Raw genomic sequence first — 24,158 nt, 5'->3', positions numbered from 1 at the left:
GTGCCATGAACTATACGCCCCACGCCGCAGGCAACGCCCTGAGGCGCCACTCCCAGGCGGCGCGCATCCTGATTGCCCTCGGTGCCGTCGCGCTGCTGGCCCTGCCGGTAGCCGCCCTGCTGTCGCCGCAAGATCTTTCGGGCCAGGCGCAAGGCCTGCTGGGCATGCCGCCCGGCCAGCCGCTGGACATGGCTGCGCGCTGGCGCACCGCACTGGTCAGCCTGCTGCCCGTGGGCTGCGGGCTGTATGCGCTGCGCCAGTTGTGGACACTGTTCGGCGAATACCTGCAGGGCCGTGTCTTCGGCCAGCAGGCGCAGCACGCCCTGATGCGCTTTGCCTGGACGGTGCTGGCGGGCGCGCTGGCCCTGCCCTTCACGCGCGCGCTGATGTCGGTGGCCGCCAGCATGGGCAATCCGCCAGGGCAGCGCTTCGTCACGCTGGGCCTGTACTGGCACGATGGCCTGCTGGTCCTGCTCGGCGTGGTGCTGGTCTCCATCGCCCATGTGATGCTGCAGGCGCGGCGCATCGCCGACGAGAACGCGGGATTCGTATGAGCGGCGTTCCCATCACGATCCACCTCATGGTGCTCCCCGGCCAGCGCCCGCTCTCGCTGCACCTGTACGAGGCCGCATTGATGCTGCTGGGCCTATTCCTGCTGACCCTGGTGATCTTCCTTCGCGACGCCAACCGATTCCGGGATGGCGACTGAACCATGCCCATCATCGTCCACCTCGATGTGATGCTGGCCCGCCGCAAGATGCGCTCGCGCGAACTGGCCGAGATGGTCGGCATCACCGAACAGAATATTTCCCTGCTCAAGAGCGGCAAGGTACGCGGCGTGCGCTTCGACACGCTGGAGCGCATCTGCGAGGCGCTCCAGTGCCAGCCCGGCGACCTGCTGGAATGGGTGGCAGGGCCCGAGGCTTGAGCAGCGGACGGCTGCGACTGATCGCGGGCCTGCTGCTGTCGCTGCTGCTGCACGGGGCGCTGCTGTGGCAGGGTCTGGCCCCGGACATTGCGCGGCCCGGCACCGGGCAGGCCGAGGCCCACCGCCTTCAGGTGGTCTGGGTCGAGACGCCGACTTCGACGCCGACGCCGGCGCCGGCGCCATCTCCTGCTGCAGCGGCTGCCCGGCCCGGACCGGCGCCCGCGCCCGCGCCTGCGCGACGGCCGGACACCGCCGCCGTCGCACCGCCATCAAGGCAAGGCGCAGGGGCTGCAAAGGCCACGGAGCAGGCCGCGACAGCCGCCGCGCAAGCGCCTGTGCTCGCCGACACCGAGGCCGCTCCGGACGCCGCGCGCAGCGCCAGGGCCATGGGCCGCCTGCTGGACTCGGCCGCAGGCCGCGAGGCCGTGCAGTCGGCGGCCCGGCAGGGCCTGGTCAGGCCCCAGATTCATGCGCAGCGCGAGGACCCGCTGGCCAGCGGCATGCGCGAGGCCGCCCAGGGCGACTGCATGAAGGGCGAGTTCAAGGGCGGCGGCATGGGCCTGCTGAGCCTGCCCATGCTGGCGGCCGCTGCGCTCAAGGGCGAGTGCAGCCGCTGAAGGCGCAGGGCTGAGGGCTATTGCGCGGGGTCGCGCACTTCCCAGCGGATGGCGTCGATGGCCGACAGCAGTTCGGGCGACAGTTGGGTGCCCCAGGCGTTCAGGTCCTCATCGAGCTGGGCCACCGAGGTCACGCCGATGATGGTGCTGGCCACCTGCCACTTGGTGTAGCAAAACGCCAGCGCCAGCTGCGTGGGCGTCATGCCATGCTCGCGCGCCAGCGCGTTGTAGCGGCGCGCGGCGGCCAGGGCTTCGGGCCGGCCCCAGCGCTGCTTGCGCACGGACTCGTAGCGCGCAATGCGTGCGGCCTGCGGCGCAGCGGGATCGGTGGGCGCATGCACGTCGAACTTGCCCGTGAGCAGGCCGAAGGCCAGCGGCGAATAGGCCAGCAGCGAGACACCCAGGCGGTGGCAGCTTTCATCCATGCCGTTTTCCCAGCTGCGGTTGAGCAGGCAGTAGGCGTTCTGCACCGAGGCCACGCGCGGCAGGCCGTGCTGCTCGGCCAGGCGCACGAATTCGTGCACGCCCCAGGGGGTTTCATTGGACAGGCCGATGTGGCGCACCTTGCCTTCCCGGACCAGGCGGCCCAGCGCCTCGAGCTGCTCATGGATGCCGGTCTGCGAGCTTTCCTTGGCCGGGTCGTAGTACAGCTGGCCGAAGGCCGGCACGTTGCGCTCGGGCCAGTGGATCTGGTAGAGGTCGATCACGTCCGTGCCCAGGCGGCGCAGGCTGCCTTCGCAGGAGGCGGCGATGTCGGCCGCCGTCATGCCCTTGCCCTCGCGCACCCAGGGCATGCCCCGCGAAGGACCAGCCACCTTGGTGGCCAGCACGACCCTGGCGCGCGCGCCGGGGCGCTGGGCGAACCAGCGGCCGATGATGGTCTCGGTGGCGCCGCAGGTTTCGGCGCGTGCGGGCACGGCATACATCTCGGCCGTGTCGAAGAAGTCCACGCCGCGCTCCAGCGCGCGGTCCATGATGGCAAAGGCCTCGGCCTCGCCGACCTGCTCGCCGAACGTCATGGTGCCCAGGCAGATGGGGCTGACTTGCAATGCGCTTTGACCGAGCGCCACCGGTTGCATCGAGGGGGAATTCATGGGCACCGAGTGTAGGGCCGCCCGTGTTTACCCTGACGACAGCGCGCCCACCCGGCCAGGGCCGGGCGGGCGCGTTGCGTCCGTCGGGATCAGGCGCCCTGCGGTGCCTCGGCCTGCAGCACGCCGCGGTTGATCTGGTCGCGCTCCATGGACTCGAACAGGGCCTTGAAATTGCCTTCGCCGAAGCCCTCGCGGTAGTTGCCCTTGCGCTCGATGAACTCGAAGAACACGGGCCCCAGCATGGGCTGGGAGAAGATCTGCAGCAGCAGGCGCGGCTGGCCGCCCTCGGTCGTGCCGTCCAGCAGGATGCCGCGTGCCTGCAGCTCGCCCACGGGCTGGCCGTGGCCGGGCAGGCGGCCTTCCAGGTTCTGGTAGTAGATGTCGTTGGGCGCGGTCAGCAGCGGAATGCCGGCCATCTGCAGCTGGTCGATGGAGTCCAGCAGGTTGTCCGTCAGCAGCGCGATGTGCTGGATGCCCTCTCCGTTGAACTGCATGAGGAACTCCTCGATCTGGCCGCCGCCCTGGCGCGATTCCTCGTTCAGCGGGATGCGGATCAGGCCGTCGGGCGCCGTCATGGCCTTGGAAGCCAAGCCCGTGTATTCGCCGGAGATGTCGAAGTAGCGGATCTCGCGGAAATTGAACAGCTTGCTGTAGAAGTCCGCCCAGTAGGTCATGCGGCCGCGGTAGACGTTGTGCGTCAGGTGGTCCACCACCTGGAAGCCGTGGCCCTTGGGGTTGCGGTCCACGCCGGGCAGGAACTCGAAGTCGATGTCGTAGATGGACTTGCCTTCGTCGAAGCGGTCGATCAGGTACAGCGGCGCGCCGCCGATGCCCTTGATGGCCGGCAGGCGCAGCTCCATGGGACCCGTGGGGATCTCCACCGGCTGCGCGCCCAGCTCCAGCGCGCGCTTGTAGGCCTGGTGCGCATCCTTGACGCGGAAGGCCAGGCCGCAGGCCGAGGCGCCGTGCTCGGCAGCGAAATAGGCGGCCTGTCCCGGCTCATTGTTGATGATGAAGTTGATGCCTCCCTGGCGGTACAGCAGCACATTCTTGGAACGGTGCCTGGCCACCAGGGTGAAGCCCAGCTTCTCGAACAGCGGCTCCAGCACGCCGGGCGTGGGCGATGCGAATTCCACGAATTCGAAGCCCATCAGGCCCATCGGGTTGTCGAACAGGTCTGCCATGGTTGGTTCTCCTTGAAGGTTTCAACGGGGGATGTGCGCGGGTTCCAGTACGGATTCCAGCACAGGCGTGGGACGTTGGCGGAACACGAGGCGATAGGCCCCGTAGACCACCAGGACCCAGATCGGAATGGCCAGCGCGGAGGACCGCACCGACGGTGTCAGCAGCATCACGCCCACCACCAGGGCCATGGCGGCCAGGCAGATGGCATTGGTCAGCGGCGCGGCCGGTGCGGGAAAGCCCAGCACGGTCCCGCGTGCCGCATGGGCCCGGCGAAAGCGCCAGTGCGCCACGATGATGATGGTCCAGGTGATCACCAGGGCCGCCACGATCAGCGACATCAGCAGCTCCAGCACGCCGGCCGGCGCCACATAGTTCAGCACGATGGCCAGCGCCGTGAAGATGGCCGGATAGACGATGGCCCGCACCGGCACGCCGCGGCGGTTGACCTGCATCAGCGAGCGCGGCGCATTGCCTTCGCTGGCCATGCCGTACAGCAGGCGGCTGTTGCTGTAGACCATGCTGTTGTAGACCGACAGCGTGGCCGTGAGAATCACGAAGTTCAGCAGATGGGCGGCCACGTTCTCGCCCAGGCCCGAGAACACCAGCACGAAGGGGCTGCTGCTGTAGGTGTCGCCGCCGGCCTTGAGCTGGCCCAGCAGGTCGGTCCAGGGCATCAGCGACATCAGCACGGCCATGGAGCCGATGTAGAACACCAGCACGCGGTAGATCAGCTGGTTCACGGCCTTGGGGATGACGGTGCGCGGCTGGTCGGTCTCGGCCGCCGCGAAGCCCAGCATCTCCACGCCACCGAAGGCGAACATGATGAAGGCGAAGGCCATCACCAGGCCTGAGAAGCCGTTGGGGAAGAAGCCGCCGTGCGTCCACAGGTTGCGCACGGTCTGCTCGGGCCGGTCGGCGCTGAACAGCAAATACAGGCCTGCGCCGATCATGGCCATCACGGCCACGATCTTGATCAGCGCGAACCAGAACTCGAACTCGCCATAGGCCTTGACGTTGATGAAGTTCACGCCGTTGATCAGCACGAAGAACACCGCCGCCGTCACCCAGGTGGGTATGCCGGGCCACCAGAACTGGATGAACTTGCCTGCGGCCGTCAGCTCCAGCATGCCCACGAGCACATACAGCGCCACACAGTTCCAGCCCGCCAGAAAGCCCGCGAAGCGGCCCAGGTAGCGGTTGGCGAAATAGCTGAACGAGCCCGCGTTGGGCTCCTCGACCAGCATCTCGCCCAGGAAACGCATGATGAAAAAGATGATCAGCCCGCCAATGGCGTAGCCGAGCAGCACGGACGGGCCGGCCAGCTCGATGATGCCGGCCGAGCCCAGGAACAGGCCCGTGCCGATGGTGCCGCCCAGCGCGATGAGCTGGATATGGCGGTTCTTGAGCCTGCGCTCCAGATGGCCCTGCGAAGAAGAACTGTGCATCAAGGGGGTGCTCCGGCTCTCAGCAAGGCGCGCGGCGGCGCAGGGGTTGGAACACTTCGGTGGTCTTCACGGCAATGTCTCCTCGTGGGGTGCCTGTTGGAATGCGGGGCCTTGTGCGCCCCTTGTTGATGGGTATCAACTATAAAAAACAATAAATTATTATTTCTTGTAATTTATCCCTATGGACAAGCCCAAGAAGAAGGAGTAGCGAAGGCCATCGACGCATTGCCGCCCGCCATGCCGCACTGCGGCAAAGGTTGAACGCCCGCAACAAACAAAAACAATCTACTATTATTTTTTTGCCCTCTGGAGCCCAGAACATGACGACGTCCGCCACGCAGCGGCGCGCACGCACGCCGCAGACCGAGCGTGTGGAGACAACGCAACGCAAGATCATCGACTCCGCCCTGGCGCTGCTGCGCGAGGGCGGCTTCAAGAGCGCCACGCTGCAGGCCATCGCGCGCGGCGCCGATGTGTCGCTGGGCGCGCTGCAGCACCACTTCGAGAGCCGCGATGCGCTGATGGAGCGGCTGGTCATCGAGGTCATGGAGCCGCTGAGCGACCAGGGCACGGTCTGGCCCGACAAGGCCCTGCCCCTGCGCGAGCGTGCCGAGGCCTTCGTCACCCTGGCCTGGGACAACATCTTCGGCGCGGCCAACTACCAGGCGGCCTGGAGCATGTTCTTCGGCTGCAAGGCCTCCCCCTCGCTGTTCGACCGCGTGGACGCGCGCCGGGTACATGTGGACAGCGTGTTCTACACCCGCTTCCTGGACGTCTTCCCCGAGATCGCGGCCCACCATCCCCGCCCCCAGGGCTTTGCGGCCATGGCCTTCGCCATCCTGCGCGGCACCGGCGTGCTGGAGCTGTTCGAGGTGGGCGAGCAGGAACGCCAGGGCAGCCTCGATGCGCTGGTCGAGGCCATCGTCCAGGCAGGCACCCCTCAGGCCGGCGGCGGCGCCGCCGCCTGAACCTCGGTCAACCCCCAGACCCTGCGCAGCTGCGACAGCGTGGCCACCAGGGCCGGGTCGTGCTCGGCCTCGCGCGGGTGGATGAAGCCCAGCTGCGCCGACACGCGCGCATGCGGCCAGATGGCCACGCAGCCATGCTCGGCCGCGGCCAGGGCGCGGTCCTCGCGCAGCAGCGCCAAGCCCAGGCCGGCGCGCACCAGGCTCTCGGGCGCGGCGGCGGCATCGCTTTCCACGATCTGATTGGGGCTCAGCCCCTGGCGGGCGAACAGCGCCAGCAGCAGGGCCTGCTCATGGTGCTGCGCTGGCGCGCCGATCCAGGGCAGTTGCGCCAGGTCCTTCCAGCCCGATTGCAGGACGCGCTCGCGCAGCGCGGGCGGCGCCGCCACGCGGTAGTGCAGTGTCTGCAGCACCAGCGCGCCCAGGTCGCGCGGCATGTGGGCGCCGATGTAGAACGCGCCCTGCAGGCCGCCGGCCGCGACCTGCGCGCGCAGCTCCTCGGCCCAGCCATGGCGTGTCTTGATGTCCAGCAGCGGCAGCGCCTCCACCAGGCCATGCAGCAGCGAGCCCAGGCGCAGCGCCTCGGGGTCGGCCACCGTGCCCAGCAGCAGCTGGCCGGTGACCTCGCCCTGCAGCTCGCGGGCCTGGCCCTGCAGCCGTCCTGCCGCATCCAGCACCTGCCGGGCGGGCTCCATCAGGGCCTCGCCGGCCCGCGTGAGGCTGATGCGGCCCGGGCGCCGGTCGAACAGCGCCACGCCCAGCTCTTCCTCCAGCGCCTTGATCTGGGCCGTGATGGCGGGCTGCGTCAGGTGCAGGGCCTCGGCCGTGCGCGTGACGCTGCCTAGCGTGGCCGCCGTGACGTAGGCGCGCAGCTGATACATCTCCATGGGCGGCCAGCCTAGCGCAGGCGCCAGGGCCTGCGGCCCGGGCAGGCCCGGGTGTCAGGGAACATCCCTAGCCGTCTCATCATTCACTCATCGAGGTAGCGCAGCTGCGTGGGCTCGATGCCCAGGCGCACCGGCATGCCCATGGGGAACATGGCAATGCCCGCGTAGTGCGCCTGGTCGGCGACCACCGCCACCTCGCCCACGCGCACGCGGTAGCGCGAGAACTCGCCCAGGAATTCGGCGCTCTCGATCTGCCCTTCCACCCAGACGCGCGAGGCATCGCCCGCATCGTCGCGCACCGCAATCTGCACCTGGTGCGGCCGGAAGGCCAGCGCTGCGCGCCCCGGCACGGGCGGCTGGGCCGGGCGCGGCAGGGTCAGCGTGCCCAGGCCCGGCACCTTGAAGACCAGCGACTCGCCTATCGTCGGCAGCACCTCGCCCTCCAGCACATTGGCCGTGCCGACAAAGCCCGCCACGAAGCGGTTGGCCGGATAGTCGTACAGCCCCGCCGCCGAGCCCACCTGCTGCAGCACGCCCTTGTCGAGCACGGCCATGCGGTCGGCCGTGGTCATGGCCTCTTCCTGGTCGTGGGTGACGAAGATGGTGGTCAGGCCCAGCTTGCGCTGCAGGCTGCGCAGTTCCTCGCGCATCTGCACGCGCAGCTGCTTGTCGAGGTTGGACAGCGGCTCGTCCAGCAGCAGCAGCTTGGGCGCGATCACCACGGTGCGCGCCAGCGCCACGCGCTGCTGCTGCCCGCCCGACAGCTGGCCCGGGCGGCGCTGCGCGTACTGCGACAGGCCCACCAGCTCCAGCACCTCGCCCACCTTGCGGCGGATGGTGTCGCGGCTTTCGCGGCGCTCGACCAGGCCGAAGGCCACGTTGTCGTACACCGTCATGTGCGGCCACAGCGCGTAGTTCTGGAACACCATGCCGATGTTGCGCGCATGCGGCGGCACCCCCGTGATGTCCTGCCCGCCCACCAGCAGCTCGCCGCGCTGGTGCCGGTTGAAGCCCGCGATCAGCCGCAGCAGCGTGGACTTGCCCGAGCCCGAAGGCCCCAGCAGCGCGAAGAACTCGCCGGGCTCGATCTTGAGGTTGACGTCGCGCAGCACTTCGTTGCTGCCGTAGCTCAGGCTGATGTGCCTGCATTCGAGGGAGACAGGGTCCAGGTGCATGGCGGTTCACTCCGAAGTCGATTGCACGGTGGCGCGCGAGCGCTCCACGAAGCGGTGCGAGAAATACGTGCCCAGGCCGACCACGACCACGGCCAGCACGCCCAATGCCGCACCGGGCCCGCGCCCCGAGATGCTTTGCATGTACAGGTAGATGCCGTAGCTCATGGGCGCCTGGCTCTGGGCCGAGGCCAGCATGATGGTGGCCGACAGCTCCACCGCCGCCGTGATGAAGCTGGTGACGAAGCCGGCCAGGATGCCGCCGGCCATCAGCGGCACCATCACGCGCCGTATCACGCTGGTGCGGCCCGCGCCCAGGCTTTGCGCGGCCTCCTCCAGCGAGATGTGCACCTGCTGCAGCGCCGCCATGCACGAGCGCAGCGCATACGGCAGCCGCCGCACCGCATAGGCCACCATGATCAGCACCCAGGTCGTGACGATGGGTGTGTCGGTGAAGGGCAGGTTTACGCCCTTGAACAGGCGCAGGTAGCCGATGGCCAGCACCAGCCCCGGAATCGCCAGCGCCACCGAGGCCAGGTAGTCCAGCCACTGCCGGGCAGGCAGCCGGGTGCGCAGGATCAGGTAGGCGATGGCGGTGCCGATCACCACGTCGATGCCCGCCGCCATCAGGCAGTACAGCAGCGTGTTGCCGATCATGTAGCCCGAGTCGGTGAACACCGTGGCGTAGTGCTCCAGCGTATAGCTGTCGGGCAGCACCGAGAAGCTCCAGACCTTGGAGAACGACATCAGCAAGATGCCGATGTGCGGCGCCAGCACCACCAGCAGCACCAGGGCGATCCAGCCATAGGCCAGCAGCGCCTCCCAGGCCGACAGCCGGCGCTTTTGCAGCGCGCTGCCGCCCTTTTGCAGCGTGGCGTAGTCCTTGCCCTTCATCACCCGCGCAGCCAGCCACAGGGCGACGATGGAGAACGCGATCATGATCACGCTGATCACATAGCCCAGCGGATCATCGAGCCCCACCGAGGTGATGCGCAGATAGGCCTGGGGCGCCAGCATATTGGTCACGCCCATCACCAGCGGCGTGCCCAGGTCGTCGAACACTTTCACGAACACCAGGGCCGCGCCCGCCAGGTAGCCGGGCATGGCCAGCGGAAAGATCACGCGCCGGAACAGCCGGAATCCACGCGAGCCCAGGTTCAGCGCCGACTCCTCCATGGCCCCGTCGATATTGCGCATGGCCGCCACGAGGTTGAGCAAGATGAACGGGAAGTAGTGGATGCTCTCCACGAAGATCACGCCCGTCAGCCCCTCCATGATGGGCACGGTGAAGCCGAACCAGTCGTCCAGCAGCAGGTTGACCGAGCCGCTGCGCCCGAAGATCAGCTGCAGCGCCACCGCCCCCACGAAGGGCGGCATGATCAGCGGCAGCACGCCCAGCGTCTGTATCAGCAGCGCGCCCCGGAACTCGAAGCGCACCGTCAGGTAGGCCAGCGGCACGGCGATCAGGCTGGCGAAGAACACGCTGGCCAGGGACACGCCCAGGCTGTTGAAGAACGACTCGCGGAAGACGGTCTGGCCGAAGAAATTGCCGAAGTGCCCCAGCGTGAGCCCGCCGCCTTCATTGACGAAGGCGGTGTAGACCACCATGCCCACGGGCACGATGAGAAAGGCCAGCAAAAAGGCCAGGATCAGCGCGAAAGCCAGCCACGGCCCCCAGCCCGACGGAATGCGCCGTGCGCGCGCAGCAAGGGGGGCGACGACGGGCGCCGCCATGGAATCGATGCTCATGCGAATGCTCCGCAGCGAAAGAGACTGTCAAGGGGAGTGCATGCAGGCGCCCGGTGCCGGGCCCCTGCGCCCGCCACTTACCGGGCCAGGCCGCGCGCCTCGGCGGCCAGCTTGCCTGCGCGCTCGTAGTTGGCACGCGCCTTGTCGGCCCACATCTGCTCAAGGCCCGTCAGCTCCTTGGACACGGCCACATCGCGCCGGCTCTTGCGGAACAGCTCCAGGAACTGCTCGTCCTTCACATTGGCTTCGCCCACCAGCGGCGAGTAGGCGATGTCGCGCGCCTGCGCCAGCAGCTCCTGCCCCCTGGCATTGGGCTTGGCCTGCAGGGCCTTGTGCGCCTCCTGGATGGCGCGCGTGGCCGCCTGCAGCTCCTTGAGGCGGAAGGTCACCATCTGGTCGAACAGGCTGATCACCACGGCATAGCGCGACTCGGACAGATTGGCATCGAACTGCACCTTGGCGCGCTGCGCCACCTCCTGCGGCACGGGGTAGCCGGCCGGCGCTTTGAGCTGGCTGTAGGGCAGGATGGGCAGGCGGCTGATCTTGGGGTCGAACAGCAGCTGCTGGCCCGGCACCGACATGGTGAAGGCCATGAACTTGCGCGCCTCGTCGGCATTCTTGGCGCCCGCGATCAGCGCGATGTTGGCCGGCACCACGGCCGTCATCGCCGGGTAGGCGAAGTCCACCGGGAAGCCCGAATACTTGCCCGCCAGCCCGAAGAAATCGATCACGATGCCTATGCCGTACTGGCCGTTGTTCACGCCATCGGGCACGGCAAAGCTGCGGTCGGTCACGGCGGCGGCGTTGCCCATCATGGACAGCAGCTGGCGCCAGCCCTTGTCCCAGCCCTCGCCCTGCAGGATGGTCTCCACCGTCAGCTGCGTGGTGCCCGAGCGCGAGGGCGAGGAGATGGCGATGTGGCCGAAGTACTCGGGCCGCGTCAGGTCGCTCCACTCCTTGGGCGCCGCCAGCTTGTGCGCCTTCAGGTAGCGCGTGTTCCACATGATTCCGTAGCCTGCCAGCGCCTGGCCGTAGTACAGGCCCTGCGGGTCGTTGAGCGGGTAGTTGCCGATCTTGGCGGGCGCGGCCGGATTGCGCGTCTCGGGCGCGGCGGTCAGCAGCTTGTTGCGCGCCAGCACCTCGAAGGCATCAGGGGCGCTGGCCCACATGATGTCGGGCCGCTGGCCCTCGGGCAGCTCGCGCACATAGGCCACGGCGGCCGTGGTGTTCTTGTTCAGGATCTCGATCTTGATCCCCGGATTGGCCGCCTCGAAGGCCTTCTGGTAGGCCGTGGTCAGCTCCTTGGGAAACGAGGTCAGCACCGTCACCGTGCCGGCCTGCGCCGCCATGGCGGCGCCCCACAATCCTGCGGCCATGGCGGCCGTCAGCCATCTGCGTTGCTGCATTGCTGTCTCCTTCGGGTTGTTGTGCGGTCAATCTGCAACCCACTGTAGGCAGCGCCGGCCCGGCCGGCCAATCATTGTTTCTGATGCCATGCATCAGCGGCGGCGGCGCTCGGGTTAACCCGGCGCGAAAGCACAAGCACGGCAAAGAGCACAAAGACCATGCCAGCAGCCTCAGTCCCAATTTGGGACTAACATCCACCCATGCACATCGTGGCCCGTTCCACCCTCGTCAATTTCTACAGCAGGCCGGAGCATGCGGATGCCAAAGGGCCGCTTGAGGCGTGGTTCGACATGGCCACCCGCGCGCAGTGGACCTGCCCCCAGGACGTGAAGGACCAGATCGGCAATGCCAGCATCGTGGGCAACAACCGGGTCGTGTTCAACGTCAAGGGCAACGACTACCGCCTGATTGCCGCCATCGCCTACAGGCAGCAGTGGCTGTACATCAAGTTCATAGGCACGCACGCGCAGTACGACAAGGTGGATGCCGCCACAGTGGACCAGAGCCTGCAATGAAAGGAATGACCATGGAAATCCGCCCCATCCGGACCGAGCAGGATTACAGGACAGCACTGACCGAGATCTCGCAACTGATCGACAAGGACCCGGCCCCGGGAACGCCCGACGGCGACAGGCTGGACATTCTCGGAACGCTGGTTGAGGCCTACGAGGCCAGGCACTACCCCATCGCTCCCCCCGACCCTATCGATGCGCTGCGCCTGCTCATGGAGTCCCGGGGCATGACGGTCAAGGACCTGGTGCCCTACATCGGGCAGACCAACCGCATCTACGAAATACTCAACCGCAGCCGCCCCCTGACGCTGAACATGCTCTACAGGCTTCATGACCTGGGCATACCGGCCGAGAGCCTGCTGTCCCGCCCGCGCACCGCCGCCCCGGAAAGCCACGGTTGATGCCCACCCCGGCCGGGAGGCGTGCTGGCGCACCGGGAAATCCCCAGCCACCGCTGTCCCGCCCCTGACTGCTGCACAGCAGCAAACCGGAATAATCGGCGGGATGCTGCAAGCCCCCTCTTCCCTCCCCGCCACGGCCGCTGAAGAAGCGCCCATCTACGCTCCCACACGCCCCTGGCGCTCGCGCATGGTGCCGGTGCGCACCATGGAGTACCACGTGCGCGAGTGGGGACCCGTAGATGGCGATCCCGCGCTGGCGCCGCTGGTGCTGGTGCACGGCTGGATGGATGTGGCGGCCTCCTACCAGTTCGTGGTCGATGCCTTTGGCGAGGCCTTCATGGCGGGGCGCCGCATCATTGCGCCGGACTGGCGCGGCTTCGGCCTGAGCCGGCCGGCCTGGCCTGCCGACCGGCATGACTTTGCCGACTACCTGGGCGACCTGGACCATCTGCTGGACACCCTGGCGGGCGATACGCCCGTGGACCTGGTGGGCCACAGCATGGGCGGCAACGTGTCCATGATGTATGCGGGCGCGCGGCCTGCGCGCATACGCCGGCTGGTCAATCTGGAGGGTTTCGGCATGCCGGCCACCCGGCCAGACCAGGCGCCTGCGCGCTATGCGCAGTGGATGGACGAGCTGCGCCAGCTGCGCAGCGGCGGCATGGAGCTCAAGAGCTATGACAGCGTGCAGGACGTGGCCCGCCGGCTGATGAAGACCAACCGCCGCCTGACCGAGGACAAGGCGCTGTGGCTGGCCCACCACTGGGCGGCGCCCAATGCGCAGGGCCGCTGGGAAATCCTGGGCGACACGGCGCACAAGCTCATCAGCGCGCAGCTGTTCCGCGTGGAAGAAATCCTGGCCCTGTACCGTGCCATCACCGCGCCCGTTCTGGCCATCGAAGCCAGCGACGACAGCCTGGGCATGTGGTGGAAGGACCGCTACACGCTGGCCGAGTACCACGAGCGCATCGGGCAGATTGCCGACTGCCGCACGGCCGTGGTCCAGGACGCCGGCCACATGCTGCACCACGACCAGCCGGCGGCCGTGGCCGGGCTGATCGAGCAATTCCTCGGCACCTGAGGCCTGCGCGCGCCGCTGCTGCAGCCTGCTGCAACCTACTGGGGCCGCAGCATCATGGAATGGCGCCAGCGCGCAGGCGCCATCTGCAGGGGCCGGTAGCGGCCGTCGGCCCATTCGGCAGACATGTCCGCATAGCGGCTGGACAGGGCCACGCCGCTTTGGCCGGTCTGGTAGATGAACAGCGAGCGCTCGGGCTCGGCCAGGTCGTAGATGGCGCGCAGCGATGCCGCATGGCGGTTGGCGAACGGCGCCCTGGCATCGCCGGGCAGGTACTGGCCCACGTTGACGGTGTAGCTGTCGCCGCCCGATGGCACGCTGACATTGAAGATGCCCGCCAGCAGCCCCACGCTGCCCAGCGGCCGGTGGCTGCTCAGGGCCGCATGCACCGCGCCCCAGCGCCAGCGGCCCAGATCGCTGCCCTGCATGGACTGCAGGCGCACCAGCGCCCGGTCCAGCGCCTGGCTGACCTGGGCACTGCAGCCTGCAGCCGCGCACCACCAGCCGTCGCGGCGTTCCAGCATGCCTTCGATGCCTGCGCGGTAGTCGCGCTTGCCATAGGTGGCCGCAAAGGTCTGTGCGCCAATGCGCGGGATCACCAGGCCGCGCGTGAGTTCGTCCACCCAGGCGGCAAAGATCAGGGGCGCGGCCTGCGCAGCATCCATGCGGCCGTCGAACTGCGCCATCACCCGGCGCGCCTGCCCGGCCAGCGGATGTGTGGCCGGCGCTTCGTCCAGGGCCTTGAGCATTTGCGGCAGCAGGGCGCGGGCGGCCAGCGAGGTCTGGTCGTTCTGGATGGAGGCCATGCTGACCACGTCGTGCCTGTCCTTCGCATCGATGAGTTCGGTGATGCGCTGGTGCCGGTACGGCAGGCTCCAGTCCTGGGTGAGGAAGTGGGCATAGCCCTCGCGCGTGATGCGCTGGTTGGCGGTGGCCAGATAGCCCTGCGCCGTTCCATCGTCCTGCGGGGCCTGGTCGTAGGGCAGCCAGCCCTGCCAGTCGTAGCGTGCCTCCCAGCCCGGCGCGGGCGCCACGCCGCGCAGGTCGTTGTCGGCCGCGCGCAGCGGCACCCGGCCTGCGGCCTTGAAGCCGATGTCGCCATGGACATCGGCCGCGACGATGCTCTGCATGGGCGAGTGGTAGTCGGCAAAGGCCTCGAACAGCTGGGCCACGCTGCGCGCCTCGTTGGCGCGCAGGCCGGCCTGCACGGTGAGGTTGTCGGTGTCCAGCGCCGCCCAGCGCAGGGCCACGGCGTAGCGGCGCTTGTCGAGCACGGCCTCGTACTGGGGCTGCACATCGCTGATCACGGGGCCGTGGCGCGTGCTGCGCAGCGTGAGCTGCACATCGGCCCGGCCCTTGACCCTGATGCGCTCGCTGCGCTCGGTGAAAGGCGCCCAGCCGTCCGGCGTGCGGTAGCGGCCCGGGTTGCCTGGATCGATCTGCTCCAGGTACAGATCCTGCACATCGGGATTGGTGTTGGTAAAGCCCCAGGCCACCTCGCGCGTGCGCCCCAGCACCACGAAGGGCAGGCCCGGCAGGGTGGCCCCCACCACATCAATGGGCGCCAGCGGCGTGCCGTCCTGCGCATGGCCGGCGGGCGACTGCAGACGCGCGTAGTACCAGATGGCGGGCGCGCTCAGGCCCAGATGGGGATCGTTGGCCAGCAGGGGCTTGCCGCTGACCGTGCGGCTGCCCGAGAGCACCCAGTTGTTGCTGCCCTTGCCGTCGTTGGTGCCCGCATCGCGCACCATGTCGCGGGACCAGCGGGCCCAGGCATCGCTCGCCTCGCCGGCGGCAGCCACCTTGGGCGCAGACGCCGCCTGTGCCTCCTGGCGGTACACGCCCAGCCCCCGGTAAAGCGCGGCCAGATCGGTGGCGGTGGCCGGCGCCTCGCCCGGATAGGGCGGCATCAGCTGCCACAGCTGCTGTGTGTCCAGTTGCGAGAGCGCGGCCAGCCGCGCGAACTCGTTGCCCCAGTTGCCGCCCAGGTCCAGCGCCATCATCAGCGCCCAGCCCACGCTGTCCTCGGGCGCCCAGGCCGAGCTGTCGCCTCCGCCCGGCGTGGTGCCCAGCAGCATGAATTCGGGCACCTGCGGATGCTGGCGCATGGGCAGGGCCGCATAGAAGGCCGCGATGCCCTCGCTGTAGGCCTGCAGCGCCTCGCGCGCGTTGGCGGGCAGGGATGCGTACTGGCGCCGCGCCGCGCCGCGTATGTCCAGCGCACGCATGAGCTTGTCGGTATCCAGCGTGGCCGGCCCGAGGACCTCGGACAGCGTGCCGTGCATCAGGCGGCGGTTGAACTCCAGCTGCCAGCCGCGCTCCTGCGCATGCACATGGCCCAGCGCGCGCCACAGGTCCTGCGGCGTGAAGGCGCTGATGTGGGTGATGTCGGCCTCGTCGCGCCGCACACGCACGGGCTGCTCCAGGCCGGCCAGCGTGAGCTGTCCGTCGAGCACCGGCTGCACGCGCACGGCATAGATGGCCACCGCGCTGCCGGCCAGCAAGGCCGAGCCGACCAACGCCACGGCGCCCACGCTCCACCATCGCGAGTTCAGGATTCGCATGACTCCCATTCTTCTCCCTTCCCCCTGCTTTTTTTTCATATCGTAGCGTTGCAGTTTGTAGCATATGAACTGGTCCATTGCTCACATTGCTCACATTGCTCACGACGAATCGTCAGCAAGTCTGGCCCCGCCTTCAGGCGACAATCAGCGCCCGCCCTGCGCAGTTGGATGCAGGGCGCCAGACAGAAACAGGAAGTACCAGGAATGTGGCCTTTCAGCCTCTTGAAGAAGCTCAGCCAGGACCCGCCCGTGGGCCAGCCCCGTGGTGACTACATAGGCTGCTACCTGCTGGGAACCGAGGCGCCGGGCCAGGCCGGCGTCAGCTACGTCTCGCTGGCCACCACGCGCGAGCAGCTGCAGGCCGATGCCCGCGCCTACCTTGAAGGCTTCGTGCGCGACCACCCCGAAGCGGCCGACACTGACCTGTCCGCCATCCGCTCCCTGCTGGAGAACCTGCCCCAGCGCCTGGACGCCCACCTGTCCGGCGACACGCGCGTGCCGCTGGCCGAGCAAGGCGGCACCGTGCTCTTCCTGCGCACCGGCATGCGCGCCCGCCGCAAGGAAAACGGCCGCTACCTCGAATAGCAGTCAGCCCCCACCGCCACCGTACAGAGCCTCAAAAACTGGCGCGGCCAAGAACAAGGGACAGCGAGCAAGGGTCTACGCCGGCCGCGCCGCCCCCCCGCGAAGCGAGAGAGGGAAGGCGCGCAGCGCCTCAGGGGGAGTTCTGCTTGTGCACGTCTTGCCAGCGCAGCATGTCGGTCACGCGCTCGGCCTTGTCGGCATCAAAGCCCAGGCGCTCCACCCGCTCGGCCGGATTGGCCCAGGTGCCGAACAGCAGGTCCCAGACGGGCAGGCCGTAGTTCTGCGCATGGTGGCCGTACTGGTGGTGCACGGTGTGCATCTCGGGCCGCTGCACGATGTATCCCAGCCAGCGCGGCGTGCGGATGTCGGCATGCAGGAACAGGTCGAACGCCCCCGTGAGGCCGATGGCGAAGGCGGCAGCCAGCGGGCTGGCCCCCAGCACCCAGTAGCTGGACAGCGCGCTCAGCAGCACGGCGGCGGCCGTGTCCATGGGATGGGCGAAAAACGCCGTGAGCGCCTCCACGCGCGGCGCGCTGTGGTGCAGCTGGTGGAACAGGCGCCACAGCGTGTCCGACCGGTGCGTGGCGCGGTGCCACCAGTAAAAGACAAAGCTGGTGAGCACAAAGCTCAGTGCGCCCACGGCCCAGGCCGGCCATTGCCGGCCCACGTCCAACAGCGCATGGCGGCGGATGCCGTCCGAGAACAGATGGCCTACCGCCAAGGTGGTGGCCAGCGTGCCCAGGCCCAGCAGCGTGGACAGGATCAGCCAGCGCCGGTCGCAATGGTTGCGCGAGGCCGGCGCGATCACCTCGCGCGTGAAGATGCCGACGAACATCAGCGCCAGCAGCGGGTAGGCCGCGAACTCCCACATCTGCAGCATGCCGTCTGCTCCTTGCCGCTCAGTGCACGTGGCCCCAGTAGATCAGCGCATCGCGCCCTTCGACCGACAGCGACACGGGCGCGCCCACGGGCAGCATCACCTTGGTCGGCACATGGCCGTAGGGCAGGCCCTGCAGCACGGGGCACTTGACCTGGCTGCGCAGCCAGTCGATCACGGTCTGCAGCTTGAAGCCCTTGTCATGCGAGCTGAGCTTGAACTCGCTGAACTGGCCGAACACGATGGCCTTTTGCTGGGCCAGCACGCCCGCATGCAGCAGCTGGGTCAGCATGCGCTCCACGCGGTAGGGATGCTCGCCCACGTCTTCCAGGAACAGGATGCCGCCCTTGATCTGCGGGAAGTACGGCGTGCCCAGCAGGGACACCAGCACGGCCAGGTTGCCGCCCCACAGCGTGGCGCCGCCGCTGATGTAGAAGTCCTTGACGGCAGGCTTGCCGTCTTCGCGCAGGCCGATCTTCGGCATCTGCCAGCCTGCGCCCTCGCCCTGGCCGCTGAGCAGGTCGTTGAAGCAGTCCAGCATGATGTCGTCCACGCCGCCCTCGGCATCGGGGCGGCCGAAGTCGTGCACCAGCAGCGGGCCGGCCCAGGTGGTGGCGCCGGTCCTGGCCAGCAGGGCCAGCGACAGCGCCGTGAAGTCGCTCAGGCCCACGAAGCGAGTGCCGCCTGCGATGGCCTTGGCCACGGCCTTGTACTTGATGCCCGGCAGGATGCGCGTGAGGCCGTAGCCGCCGCGCGTGGGCAGCGCCAGGTCGGCACCGCTGGCCGCCGCACGGTCGATGGCCGCCAGGCGCGTGGCGTCGTCGCCGGCAAAGCGCTGGTGGCTGCTCAGCGCATCGGCATCGATCTCCACCTGGTGGCCCATGGCCTCCAGGCGGCGCACGGCCCGCTTGAAACCGGCCTTGTCGCGCACGGCGCCGGCGGGCGAGTAGATGTAGATGTGGCGCGGCCCCTGGTCATGCGCGTGGCCGCAGCAGCTGCCGTCGGCGGCGTGCACATGGCCGTGATCGTGATCGTGGCTGTGGGCAGCGCCATGATCATGTGGATGTTCGTGCCCGTGGGCACAGCAGGTGCCGTCGGCGGAATGCACATGTTCGTGCGCATGATCAACGGGTGCAGGCGCGGCAGCGGCTGCCTTTTTGCGGGGCGTGCCGGATGTGCTGGGTGTGCCGGGCGTGCTGGAAGAGCGGGAACTGCGCGAAGTGGCCAAGGTGGTTCCATGCCGGCCCTGGCCGGCATGCTCCATATTGCAAGGGGAGTGAAGACGGGGACCTGCCGCCGCGCAGCCCCGGCAAGGGGCCGGCGGCGCTGGCCTATGGGCGGAAGTATTCCACAGCGTCGGCCACCATGCCGGCTGCGCACAGGGGAACCCAATGGCCGCACGGGGATAGGCGCAGCTGCGCCGGCGGCAGCTGTGGCAGCGCCTGCAGCCAGGCCTGGCGCCATGCGGGCGCGGGCAGCAGCACATCGTGCTCGCCGCCTTGCACCCACAGGCGCTGCTGCTGGCTCCACTGCGCCAGCAACGCCATCGGCAGCGCAGGCATTTCGGCCCGCACGCGGGGCCAGGCCTGCAGCGCGGCGCGGTGGCCGGGTTGGGAAAACGGCAGGTTCCAGGCCTGCGGCTGTGCGCCGGCCTCCTCGCCCGCCTCGCGCATGGCGCGGCCCACGGGCCATGACGGCTTGCGCGCCGCCTGCGCAAACCATTGCATGCAGGCATGGGGCGCCAGGCCTGCGGGCCAGGAATTCATGAGCCAGGCGCCGCAAAAACGGGCGGGCTCGGCCTGCGCCACGGCCAGGCCCAGGTGCACGCCATCGTCATGGCCGACCAGCACGATGTTCCGCAGGTCCAGCGCCAGCACCAGCTCGCGCAGCACTTGCACATGCCAGGCCGCGCTGTGCGCCTTGTCCTTCTTGGGCTGGTCGCTGCGGCCAAAGCCCGGCAGGTCGGGGACCACCACGCGATGGCCGGCCTGGAGCCAGCCGGGCAGCATGGGCTGGAACAGCTGGCCCCATGAGGGGCTGCCGTGCAGGCACAGCCAGGTCAGCGGTGCATCGTGCGGTCCTTCATCGACCACGGCCAGGCGCAGGCCTGCCAGCGCCGGCAGATCGCTGCGCCACTGCGGCTGGGCAAAGCCGCCGAAGGTGGAATCCGCATGGCGCAGTGCCGTGTCCTTGAGCGGATGCGGCTGGGCCGCGCGCTGCTCGGCGCGGCGCGTGCGAAAGAAGTCCGACATCAGGGCCGCGCATTCGCCGGCCAGCACGCCGCGCGTCACCTGCGTGTGGTGGTTGATCTGCGGCAGCGCAAACACGTCCAGCACCGATCCGGCCGCGCCCGTGCGCGGCTCGGCCGCGCCATAGACCACGCGGCCCAGGCGCGCATGCAGCATGGCGCCGCTGCACATGGTGCACGGCTCCAGGGTCACGTAGAGCGTGCAGTCGTCCAGCCGGTAGTTGCCCAGGTGCGCGGCCGCATCGCGCAGCGCCAGCACCTCGGCATGGGCCGTGGGGTCGCCCTGGGCCACGGGCGCGTTGCGGCCCCGGCCGACGATGGCGCCGTCCTTGACGATGATGGCGCCCACGGGCACCTCGCCTGCCTGGGCGGCGGCACGCGCCAGCTCCAGGGCGGCGCGCATCCAGGCCTCGTCGTCGGCCTGCGGCAAGAAAGGGTGTTCGGCAGCCACGTTGTCAGCGCGTCAGGGCAGCGCCTTGCGCACGCCCTGCGCGTAGTGGTACAGCGTGACCACCGGCGCCTGCAGCTCGCCCTGGGGCGTGAAGGCAATCGGCGCCGTCACGCCCTCATACCGGGTCTGGCGCAGATAGGGGATATAGGCATCGGGCCGGATGGAGTCGGCCCGCACCATGGCTTGGGCCAGCACCATGGTGGCATCGTAGGCGTAGGGGCTGAAGACCTGGTACTGGTCGGCAAAGCGCTGGTCATAGCGCTGCTTCCAGGCAGCGCCGCCCGGCATGCGCTCCAGCGGGCTGCCGCCGACGGCGCAGGTCACGTTGCGCAGCGGCGCCGCGTTGCCGGCCAGCTCGGGCAGGCGCAGCGTGCACTGGCCGTCGCCGCCCAGAAAGCGCACCTTGTCCATGGCCAGCTGGGCCATCTGCCTGAGCATGGGGCCGGCCTGGGCATCCAGACCGCCGAAGAAGATGGCGTCGGGCTTCTTGCCCTTGATGGCTGTGAGGATGGGGACGAAGTCCGTGGACTTGTCGCCGGTGTACTGCTTGTCCACGATTTCGATGCCCTGCTCGCGCGCCTGGGCCTCGAACAGCGCCACGATGCCCTGGCCGTAGGCCGAGCGGTCATCGATGATGGCCACGCGCTTGACGCCCAGCTTGCCCACGGCGTGGGACACCAGCGCATCGACCATGGCGCGGTCGTCGGCGATCACGCGGTACGTGGTGTCATAGCCCGACTGGGTGATGGCCGGGTTGCTGGCCGCAGGCGTGACCATGACGATGCCGCAGTCCTGATAGATGGACGTGGCCGGCAGCGTGGTGCCCGACTGCAGGTGGCCGACCACGGCCGCCACCTTCTTGTCGCACAGGCGCCGGGCCAGGGCCACGGCCTGGCCGGGGTCGCCGCCGTCGTCGCCGGCCTCCAGCTTCCAGTGCAGCTTGCGCCCGCCGATCTCCAGGCCCTTGGCATTGAGATCGTCCAGGGCCATGCGCACGCCGTTTTCCTCATCCTTGCCCAGGCTGGCAATGGGGCCGGACACCGGCCCGGCATGGGCAATGCGCACCACCAGGGGCGCATCGGCTGCACCCGGTGCAGCGGGCGCAGCGGGTGCAGCGGCCGTACCGGGTGCAGCCGCCGCAGCGGAAGCCCCTGCCGCCTGCCCGTTGGCCGGGCCGCTTCCCGGCAGCGCCCAGGCCAGGCCGCCGCTGCCCAGCATGGCGCACAGCAGGGCCGGGCCGGCCCACGGGAAATGGCGAATCGAGGCGTGCATGGCAACTCCTGGAAAAAACGGTCAATCAGTGAAACGGCGCCTTGGCCAGCGAAATCCGCTGCGGCGTGGCCAGTCTGGCGCTGCCCGGCCGGTCAAGGACTGGCGCAGCGAAAGCGCACCAGGCAGAGGGCGGAGCAGGCACGGGCCAGGGTGTCCGGCATGGCGGCCCGGCCCGTGCAGTGCGCATCCTAAAGGATAGGCAAAAACCGGCGCTGCGCGTCCGGGCATCGGGCGCATACCCCCTGGCGCGCGTTTTTTCGGGGCTGCGGCGATAATGCTGCGCCTCACCGCAAGCGGGCTGCGAGGTTTTCGTCGCCGGACCGCCCCAAGACAAAAAGCGGCCCCCTTGGGGGGCAGCGGACCTTGCGCAGCAAGGGTAGCGTGGGGGCCAGTTTCCCCCGCATTGCGCCCGACGCCCGGCCCCCCCACGCCGGTGCGGGTACGAACACAGAACACCACAAAGCCCCATGTCCCTCCTGCCCCACCAGCTCGAACTCCTGTCTCCCGCGCGCGATGCCGACATCGGCATCGAGGCCGTGAACCATGGCGCCGACGCCGTCTACATCGGCGGCCCGGCCTTCGGCGCGCGCGCCACGGCGGGCAACGACATCCGCGACCTGCAGCGCCTGATCAACCACGCGCACCGCTTCGGCAGCCGCATCTTCATCACGCTCAACACCATCCTGCGCGACGATGAACTGGAGGCCGCGCGCAAGATGGCCTGGCAGATCTACGAGGCCGGTGCCGACGCGCTGATCATCCAGGACATGGGCCTGCTGGAGCTGGACCTGCCGCCCATCCAGCTGCACGCCAGCACCCAGACCGACATCCGCACCCCCGAGAAGGCCCGCTTCCTGCAGGATGCCGGCCTGTCGCAGATCGTCGTTGCGCGCGAGCTGGACCTGCAGCAGATCGCCGCCGTGCGTGCGGCCACCGACCCGGCGCGCACCACCATCGAATTCTTCGTGCACGGCGCGCTGTGCGTGGCCTACTCGGGCCAGTGCTACATCACCCACGCCCACACGGGCCGCAGCGCCAACCGCGGCGACTGCAACCAGGCCTGCCGCCTGCCCTACGAGGTGCTGGACGCCAGCGGCCGCATCATTGCCCACGAAAAGCACGTGCTGTCCATGAAGGACAACAACCAGAGCGACAACCTGCGCGCCCTGATCGACGCCGGCGTGCGCAGCTTCAAGATCGAGGGCCGCTACAAGGACATGGGCTACGTGAAGAACATCACGGCCCACTACCGCAAGCTGCTGGACGAAATCATCGAGGAGCGCGAATTCTCCGACACGCCGCTGGCGCGCTCGTCTTCAGGAAGCACCACGTTCAGCTTCACGCCCGACCCCGACCAGAACTTCAACCGCGAGTTCACCGACTACTTCGTCAACGGCCGCAAGGACGACATCGGCGCCTTCGACACGCCCAAGACACCGGGCCGCGCCATCGGCTGGGTCACCAAGGTGGGCGAGAACTTCGTGGAGATCGAGACCTCGAGCCGCGACACCGAACTGCACAACGGCGACGGCCTGTGCTACTACGACCTGCAAAAGGAACTGGTGGGCCTGCAGATCAACCGCGCCGAGTCGGTGGATGCGAAGAAGTCGCTGTGGCGCCTGTTCCCCAAGGACCCCATCGCCGGCTTCAAGGATCTGCGCAAGGGCCTGGAAGTCAACCGCAACCGCGACATGGCCTGGGTGCGCACGCTGGACAAGAAGTCCAGCGACCGCCGCATCGGCCTGTGGGCCGAACTCAAGGAAACGCCCGACGGCTTTGCGCTCACGCTGACCGACGAGGACGGCTTCACCGCCACCGCCGCCATCGTGCAGGAACACCAGGCCGCCACCGACGCAGCCCGTGCCGAGGCCACGCTGCGCGAGCAGCTGGGCCGCTTCGGCGCCACCATTTTTTCCGTGCATGACATCGGCCTGCAGCTGAGCCAGCCCTGGTTCGTGCCGGCCTCGGCCCTGAACCAGCTGCGCCGCGACGCCGTCGCCGCGCTGGAGGCCGCGCGCCAGGCCGGCTTCGTGCGCCTGCCGCGCGCCCTGCCCGTGGAGCCGCCCGTGCCCTTCCCCGAGGACACGCTGACCTACCTGGCCAACGTCTACAACCAGAAGGCGCACGATTTCTACATCAAGCACGGCGTCAAGGTCATCGACGCGGCCTACGAGAGCAAGGAAGAAGAAGGCGAAGTCAGCCTGATGATCACCAAGCATTGCGTGCGCTTTTCCATGAGCCTGTGCCCCAAGCAGGCCAAGGGCGTCATCGGCGTCAAGGGCACGATCAAGGCCGAGCCGCTGCAGCTGATCAACGGCAAGGAAAAACTCACGCTGCGCTTCGACTGCAAGCCCTGCGAGATGCACGTGGTCGGCAAAATGAAGCGCGCGGTGATCAACCAGCACGCCAAGGAAATGCAGGAGTTTCCGATGCAGTTCTACCGCACGCGTCCCGTGCCCTCGGCCAGCGCCTGACCGGCCTCGGCCTCCACCCACAAGCGCCCGCGCTCCGTCAGGGCCGCCAGCCACCGCCCCTCTTCCTGCTCCAGCCTGACCCAGCCCGGCCCCGGTGTGCCGGCAATGGGTGCATCGCCCATCAGCGCCAGGCAGCGCATGAGCACGCTGGCGCCCTGCCCCAGGCGCTTGCCCAGCCTGGGCAGGGACATGGGTGCGGGCTCGGTGGCCAATTCGCGCAGGATGGCGGCGGCCAGTTCTTCCATGC

The 24,158-nt window shown here is 68.7% G+C and carries 23 protein-coding genes; 10 read left to right on the top strand and 13 right to left on the bottom strand.

Annotation, left to right across the window (positions count from 1 at the left end):
* The first annotated feature begins 5 nt into the window (after positions 1 to 5).
* Genes G4D77_RS26285 through G4D77_RS26270 form a run of 4 tightly spaced genes read left to right on the top strand, consistent with a single transcriptional unit; the run spans position 6 to position 1,545 of the window.
* The gene (locus G4D77_RS26285; protein ID WP_034363636.1) at positions 6 to 554 is read left to right on the top strand and encodes a DUF2975 domain-containing protein; all 549 of its coding nucleotides are present in this window, start codon (positions 6 to 8) and stop codon (positions 552 to 554) included.
* Positions 551 to 709, top strand: a complete 159-nt coding sequence (locus G4D77_RS26280) for a hypothetical protein (protein ID WP_193726205.1) — start codon at positions 551 to 553, stop codon at positions 707 to 709. Before G4D77_RS26285 ends, G4D77_RS26280 begins: the two co-directional genes overlap by 4 nt.
* 3 nt (positions 710 to 712) lie before the next feature.
* The gene (locus tag G4D77_RS26275) at positions 713 to 928 is read left to right on the top strand and encodes a helix-turn-helix domain-containing protein (RefSeq protein ID WP_013801570.1); all 216 of its coding nucleotides are present in this window, start codon (positions 713 to 715) and stop codon (positions 926 to 928) included.
* On the top strand, positions 925 to 1,545 hold the full coding sequence (locus G4D77_RS26270) for a hypothetical protein (RefSeq protein WP_126312116.1): 621 nt from the start codon (positions 925 to 927) through the stop codon (positions 1,543 to 1,545). Before G4D77_RS26275 ends, G4D77_RS26270 begins: the two co-directional genes overlap by 4 nt.
* A gap of 17 nt (positions 1,546 to 1,562) precedes the next feature.
* Here the strand turns inward: G4D77_RS26270 and G4D77_RS26265 are convergent, their stop codons facing one another.
* From G4D77_RS26265 to G4D77_RS26255, 3 genes are all read right to left on the bottom strand, one after another.
* Positions 1,563 to 2,624 carry an aldo/keto reductase gene (locus G4D77_RS26265; RefSeq protein ID WP_034347720.1) on the bottom strand — a complete coding sequence of 354 codons (1,062 nt, stop codon included), beginning with the start codon at positions 2,622 to 2,624 and terminating at the stop codon, positions 1,563 to 1,565.
* Positions 2,625 to 2,728: 104 nt separating this feature from the next.
* A complete protein-coding gene (hppD, locus tag G4D77_RS26260) occupies positions 2,729 to 3,823 on the bottom strand; it encodes a 4-hydroxyphenylpyruvate dioxygenase (RefSeq protein ID WP_016449235.1) in 1,095 nt (364 codons plus the stop codon).
* Between the two features lie 21 nt (positions 3,824 to 3,844).
* The gene (locus G4D77_RS26255; protein WP_016451412.1) at positions 3,845 to 5,269 is read right to left on the bottom strand and encodes an amino acid permease; all 1,425 of its coding nucleotides are present in this window, start codon (positions 5,267 to 5,269) and stop codon (positions 3,845 to 3,847) included.
* A 320-nt stretch (positions 5,270 to 5,589) separates the two neighbouring features.
* On the opposite strand from G4D77_RS26255, the gene G4D77_RS26250 reads away from it, so the two are divergent.
* A complete protein-coding gene (locus G4D77_RS26250) occupies positions 5,590 to 6,237 on the top strand; it encodes a TetR/AcrR family transcriptional regulator (protein ID WP_016449233.1) in 648 nt (215 codons plus the stop codon).
* Here the strand turns inward: G4D77_RS26250 and G4D77_RS26245 are convergent.
* From G4D77_RS26245 to G4D77_RS26230, 4 genes are all read right to left on the bottom strand, one after another.
* Positions 6,210 to 7,121 (bottom strand): LysR family transcriptional regulator, encoded by a 912-nt coding sequence (locus tag G4D77_RS26245; protein ID WP_061287831.1) that lies wholly within the window; start codon positions 7,119 to 7,121, stop codon positions 6,210 to 6,212. The two genes, G4D77_RS26250 and G4D77_RS26245, sit on opposite strands and share 28 nt — an antisense overlap.
* Before the next feature lie 83 nt (positions 7,122 to 7,204).
* A complete protein-coding gene (locus G4D77_RS26240) occupies positions 7,205 to 8,296 on the bottom strand; it encodes an ABC transporter ATP-binding protein (RefSeq protein ID WP_012206598.1) in 1,092 nt (363 codons plus the stop codon).
* A 6-nt stretch (positions 8,297 to 8,302) separates the two neighbouring features.
* Positions 8,303 to 10,042, bottom strand: a complete 1,740-nt coding sequence (locus G4D77_RS26235; protein ID WP_213757758.1) for an ABC transporter permease — start codon at positions 10,040 to 10,042, stop codon at positions 8,303 to 8,305.
* A 77-nt stretch (positions 10,043 to 10,119) separates the two neighbouring features.
* Positions 10,120 to 11,448: an ABC transporter substrate-binding protein gene (locus G4D77_RS26230; RefSeq protein ID WP_151020258.1), complete on the bottom strand. Its 1,329-nt coding sequence runs from the start codon at positions 11,446 to 11,448 to the stop codon at positions 10,120 to 10,122.
* Positions 11,449 to 11,649: 201 nt separating this feature from the next.
* Between G4D77_RS26230 and G4D77_RS26225 the strand changes: the two genes are divergently transcribed.
* The 3 genes from G4D77_RS26225 to G4D77_RS26215 all read left to right on the top strand — a co-directional run bounded on the left by G4D77_RS26225 (position 11,650) and on the right by G4D77_RS26215 (position 13,443).
* A complete protein-coding gene (locus G4D77_RS26225) occupies positions 11,650 to 11,964 on the top strand; it encodes a type II toxin-antitoxin system HigB family toxin (protein WP_013801561.1) in 315 nt (104 codons plus the stop codon).
* 5 nt (positions 11,965 to 11,969) lie between these two features.
* Entirely contained in the window at positions 11,970 to 12,362 is a 393-nt protein-coding gene (locus G4D77_RS26220; RefSeq protein ID WP_193726204.1) for a transcriptional regulator, read from the top strand.
* 103 nt (positions 12,363 to 12,465) lie between these two features.
* Positions 12,466 to 13,443: an alpha/beta fold hydrolase gene (locus G4D77_RS26215; RefSeq protein ID WP_154833904.1), complete on the top strand. Its 978-nt coding sequence runs from the start codon at positions 12,466 to 12,468 to the stop codon at positions 13,441 to 13,443.
* A 35-nt stretch (positions 13,444 to 13,478) separates the two neighbouring features.
* On the opposite strand, the gene G4D77_RS26210 is transcribed toward G4D77_RS26215, so the two are convergent.
* Positions 13,479 to 16,013, bottom strand: a complete 2,535-nt coding sequence (locus G4D77_RS26210; protein ID WP_154833903.1) for a penicillin acylase family protein — start codon at positions 16,011 to 16,013, stop codon at positions 13,479 to 13,481.
* A gap of 195 nt (positions 16,014 to 16,208) precedes the next feature.
* On the opposite strand from G4D77_RS26210, the gene G4D77_RS26205 reads away from it, so the two are divergent.
* A complete protein-coding gene (locus G4D77_RS26205; RefSeq protein WP_016451406.1) occupies positions 16,209 to 16,589 on the top strand; it encodes a hypothetical protein in 381 nt (126 codons plus the stop codon).
* A 130-nt stretch (positions 16,590 to 16,719) separates the two neighbouring features.
* Here the strand turns inward: G4D77_RS26205 and G4D77_RS26200 are convergent, their stop codons facing one another.
* From G4D77_RS26200 to G4D77_RS26185, 4 genes are all read right to left on the bottom strand, one after another.
* On the bottom strand, positions 16,720 to 17,469 hold the full coding sequence (locus tag G4D77_RS26200; protein WP_016449226.1) for a sterol desaturase family protein: 750 nt from the start codon (positions 17,467 to 17,469) through the stop codon (positions 16,720 to 16,722).
* Between the two features lie 19 nt (positions 17,470 to 17,488).
* On the bottom strand, positions 17,489 to 18,481 hold the full coding sequence (locus G4D77_RS26195; RefSeq protein WP_034399682.1) for an LD-carboxypeptidase: 993 nt from the start codon (positions 18,479 to 18,481) through the stop codon (positions 17,489 to 17,491).
* Positions 18,482 to 18,797: 316 nt separating this feature from the next.
* Entirely contained in the window at positions 18,798 to 20,117 is a 1,320-nt protein-coding gene (gene tadA / locus G4D77_RS26190) for a tRNA adenosine(34) deaminase TadA (RefSeq protein WP_213757997.1), read from the bottom strand.
* Between the two features lie 60 nt (positions 20,118 to 20,177).
* Positions 20,178 to 21,437, bottom strand: a complete 1,260-nt coding sequence (locus G4D77_RS26185; RefSeq protein ID WP_154833902.1) for a branched-chain amino acid ABC transporter substrate-binding protein — start codon at positions 21,435 to 21,437, stop codon at positions 20,178 to 20,180.
* A 467-nt stretch (positions 21,438 to 21,904) separates the two neighbouring features.
* On the opposite strand from G4D77_RS26185, the gene G4D77_RS26180 reads away from it, so the two are divergent.
* A complete protein-coding gene (locus tag G4D77_RS26180) occupies positions 21,905 to 23,911 on the top strand; it encodes a peptidase U32 family protein (protein ID WP_016451402.1) in 2,007 nt (668 codons plus the stop codon).
* Here G4D77_RS26180 and G4D77_RS26175 read toward each other — a convergent pair.
* Positions 23,875 to 24,156, bottom strand: a complete 282-nt coding sequence (locus tag G4D77_RS26175) for a hypothetical protein (RefSeq protein ID WP_016451401.1) — start codon at positions 24,154 to 24,156, stop codon at positions 23,875 to 23,877. The two genes, G4D77_RS26180 and G4D77_RS26175, sit on opposite strands and share 37 nt — an antisense overlap.
* Between the last annotated feature and the right edge of the window lie 2 nt (positions 24,157 to 24,158).

It is taken from the genome of Delftia sp. WY8 (genome assembly GCF_018437695.1).
GTDB classification, from domain to species: Bacteria; Pseudomonadota; Gammaproteobacteria; order Burkholderiales; family Burkholderiaceae_C; genus Comamonas; species Comamonas tsuruhatensis.
The sequence above is the reverse complement of the archived record's forward strand: the minus strand, read 5'-3'. Positions and strand labels throughout refer to the sequence as shown.

What these genes read in the sequence shown, in the direction of transcription:
- G4D77_RS26250 (WP_016449233.1), top strand. Translation starts at nt 5,590, where the DNA reads ATGACGACGTCCGCCACGCAGCGGCGCGCACGCACGCCGCAGACCGAG.
- G4D77_RS26255 (WP_016451412.1), bottom strand. Translation starts at nt 5,269, where the DNA reads ATGCACAGTTCTTCTTCGCAGGGCCATCTGGAGCGCAGGCTCAAGAAC.
- G4D77_RS26220 (WP_193726204.1), top strand. Translation starts at nt 11,970, where the DNA reads ATGACCATGGAAATCCGCCCCATCCGGACCGAGCAGGATTACAGGACA.
- G4D77_RS26185 (WP_154833902.1), bottom strand. Translation starts at nt 21,437, where the DNA reads ATGCACGCCTCGATTCGCCATTTCCCGTGGGCCGGCCCGGCCCTGCTG.
- G4D77_RS26205 (WP_016451406.1), top strand. Translation starts at nt 16,209, where the DNA reads ATGTGGCCTTTCAGCCTCTTGAAGAAGCTCAGCCAGGACCCGCCCGTG.
- G4D77_RS26200 (WP_016449226.1), bottom strand. Translation starts at nt 17,469, where the DNA reads ATGCTGCAGATGTGGGAGTTCGCGGCCTACCCGCTGCTGGCGCTGATG.
- G4D77_RS26175 (WP_016451401.1), bottom strand. Translation starts at nt 24,156, where the DNA reads ATGGAAGAACTGGCCGCCGCCATCCTGCGCGAATTGGCCACCGAGCCC.
- G4D77_RS26275 (WP_013801570.1), top strand. Translation starts at nt 713, where the DNA reads ATGCCCATCATCGTCCACCTCGATGTGATGCTGGCCCGCCGCAAGATG.
- G4D77_RS26230 (WP_151020258.1), bottom strand. Translation starts at nt 11,448, where the DNA reads ATGCAGCAACGCAGATGGCTGACGGCCGCCATGGCCGCAGGATTGTGG.
- G4D77_RS26265 (WP_034347720.1), bottom strand. Translation starts at nt 2,624, where the DNA reads ATGCAACCGGTGGCGCTCGGTCAAAGCGCATTGCAAGTCAGCCCCATC.
- G4D77_RS26240 (WP_012206598.1), bottom strand. Translation starts at nt 8,296, where the DNA reads ATGCACCTGGACCCTGTCTCCCTCGAATGCAGGCACATCAGCCTGAGC.
- G4D77_RS26180 (WP_016451402.1), top strand. Translation starts at nt 21,905, where the DNA reads ATGTCCCTCCTGCCCCACCAGCTCGAACTCCTGTCTCCCGCGCGCGAT.
- tadA (WP_213757997.1), bottom strand. Translation starts at nt 20,117, where the DNA reads ATGCGCGCCGCCCTGGAGCTGGCGCGTGCCGCCGCCCAGGCAGGCGAG.
- G4D77_RS26225 (WP_013801561.1), top strand. Translation starts at nt 11,650, where the DNA reads ATGCACATCGTGGCCCGTTCCACCCTCGTCAATTTCTACAGCAGGCCG.
- G4D77_RS26245 (WP_061287831.1), bottom strand. Translation starts at nt 7,121, where the DNA reads ATGGAGATGTATCAGCTGCGCGCCTACGTCACGGCGGCCACGCTAGGC.
- G4D77_RS26235 (WP_213757758.1), bottom strand. Translation starts at nt 10,042, where the DNA reads ATGAGCATCGATTCCATGGCGGCGCCCGTCGTCGCCCCCCTTGCTGCG.
- G4D77_RS26215 (WP_154833904.1), top strand. Translation starts at nt 12,466, where the DNA reads ATGCTGCAAGCCCCCTCTTCCCTCCCCGCCACGGCCGCTGAAGAAGCG.
- G4D77_RS26280 (WP_193726205.1), top strand. Translation starts at nt 551, where the DNA reads ATGAGCGGCGTTCCCATCACGATCCACCTCATGGTGCTCCCCGGCCAG.
- G4D77_RS26285 (WP_034363636.1), top strand. Translation starts at nt 6, where the DNA reads ATGAACTATACGCCCCACGCCGCAGGCAACGCCCTGAGGCGCCACTCC.
- hppD (WP_016449235.1), bottom strand. Translation starts at nt 3,823, where the DNA reads ATGGCAGACCTGTTCGACAACCCGATGGGCCTGATGGGCTTCGAATTC.
- G4D77_RS26210 (WP_154833903.1), bottom strand. Translation starts at nt 16,013, where the DNA reads ATGGGAGTCATGCGAATCCTGAACTCGCGATGGTGGAGCGTGGGCGCC.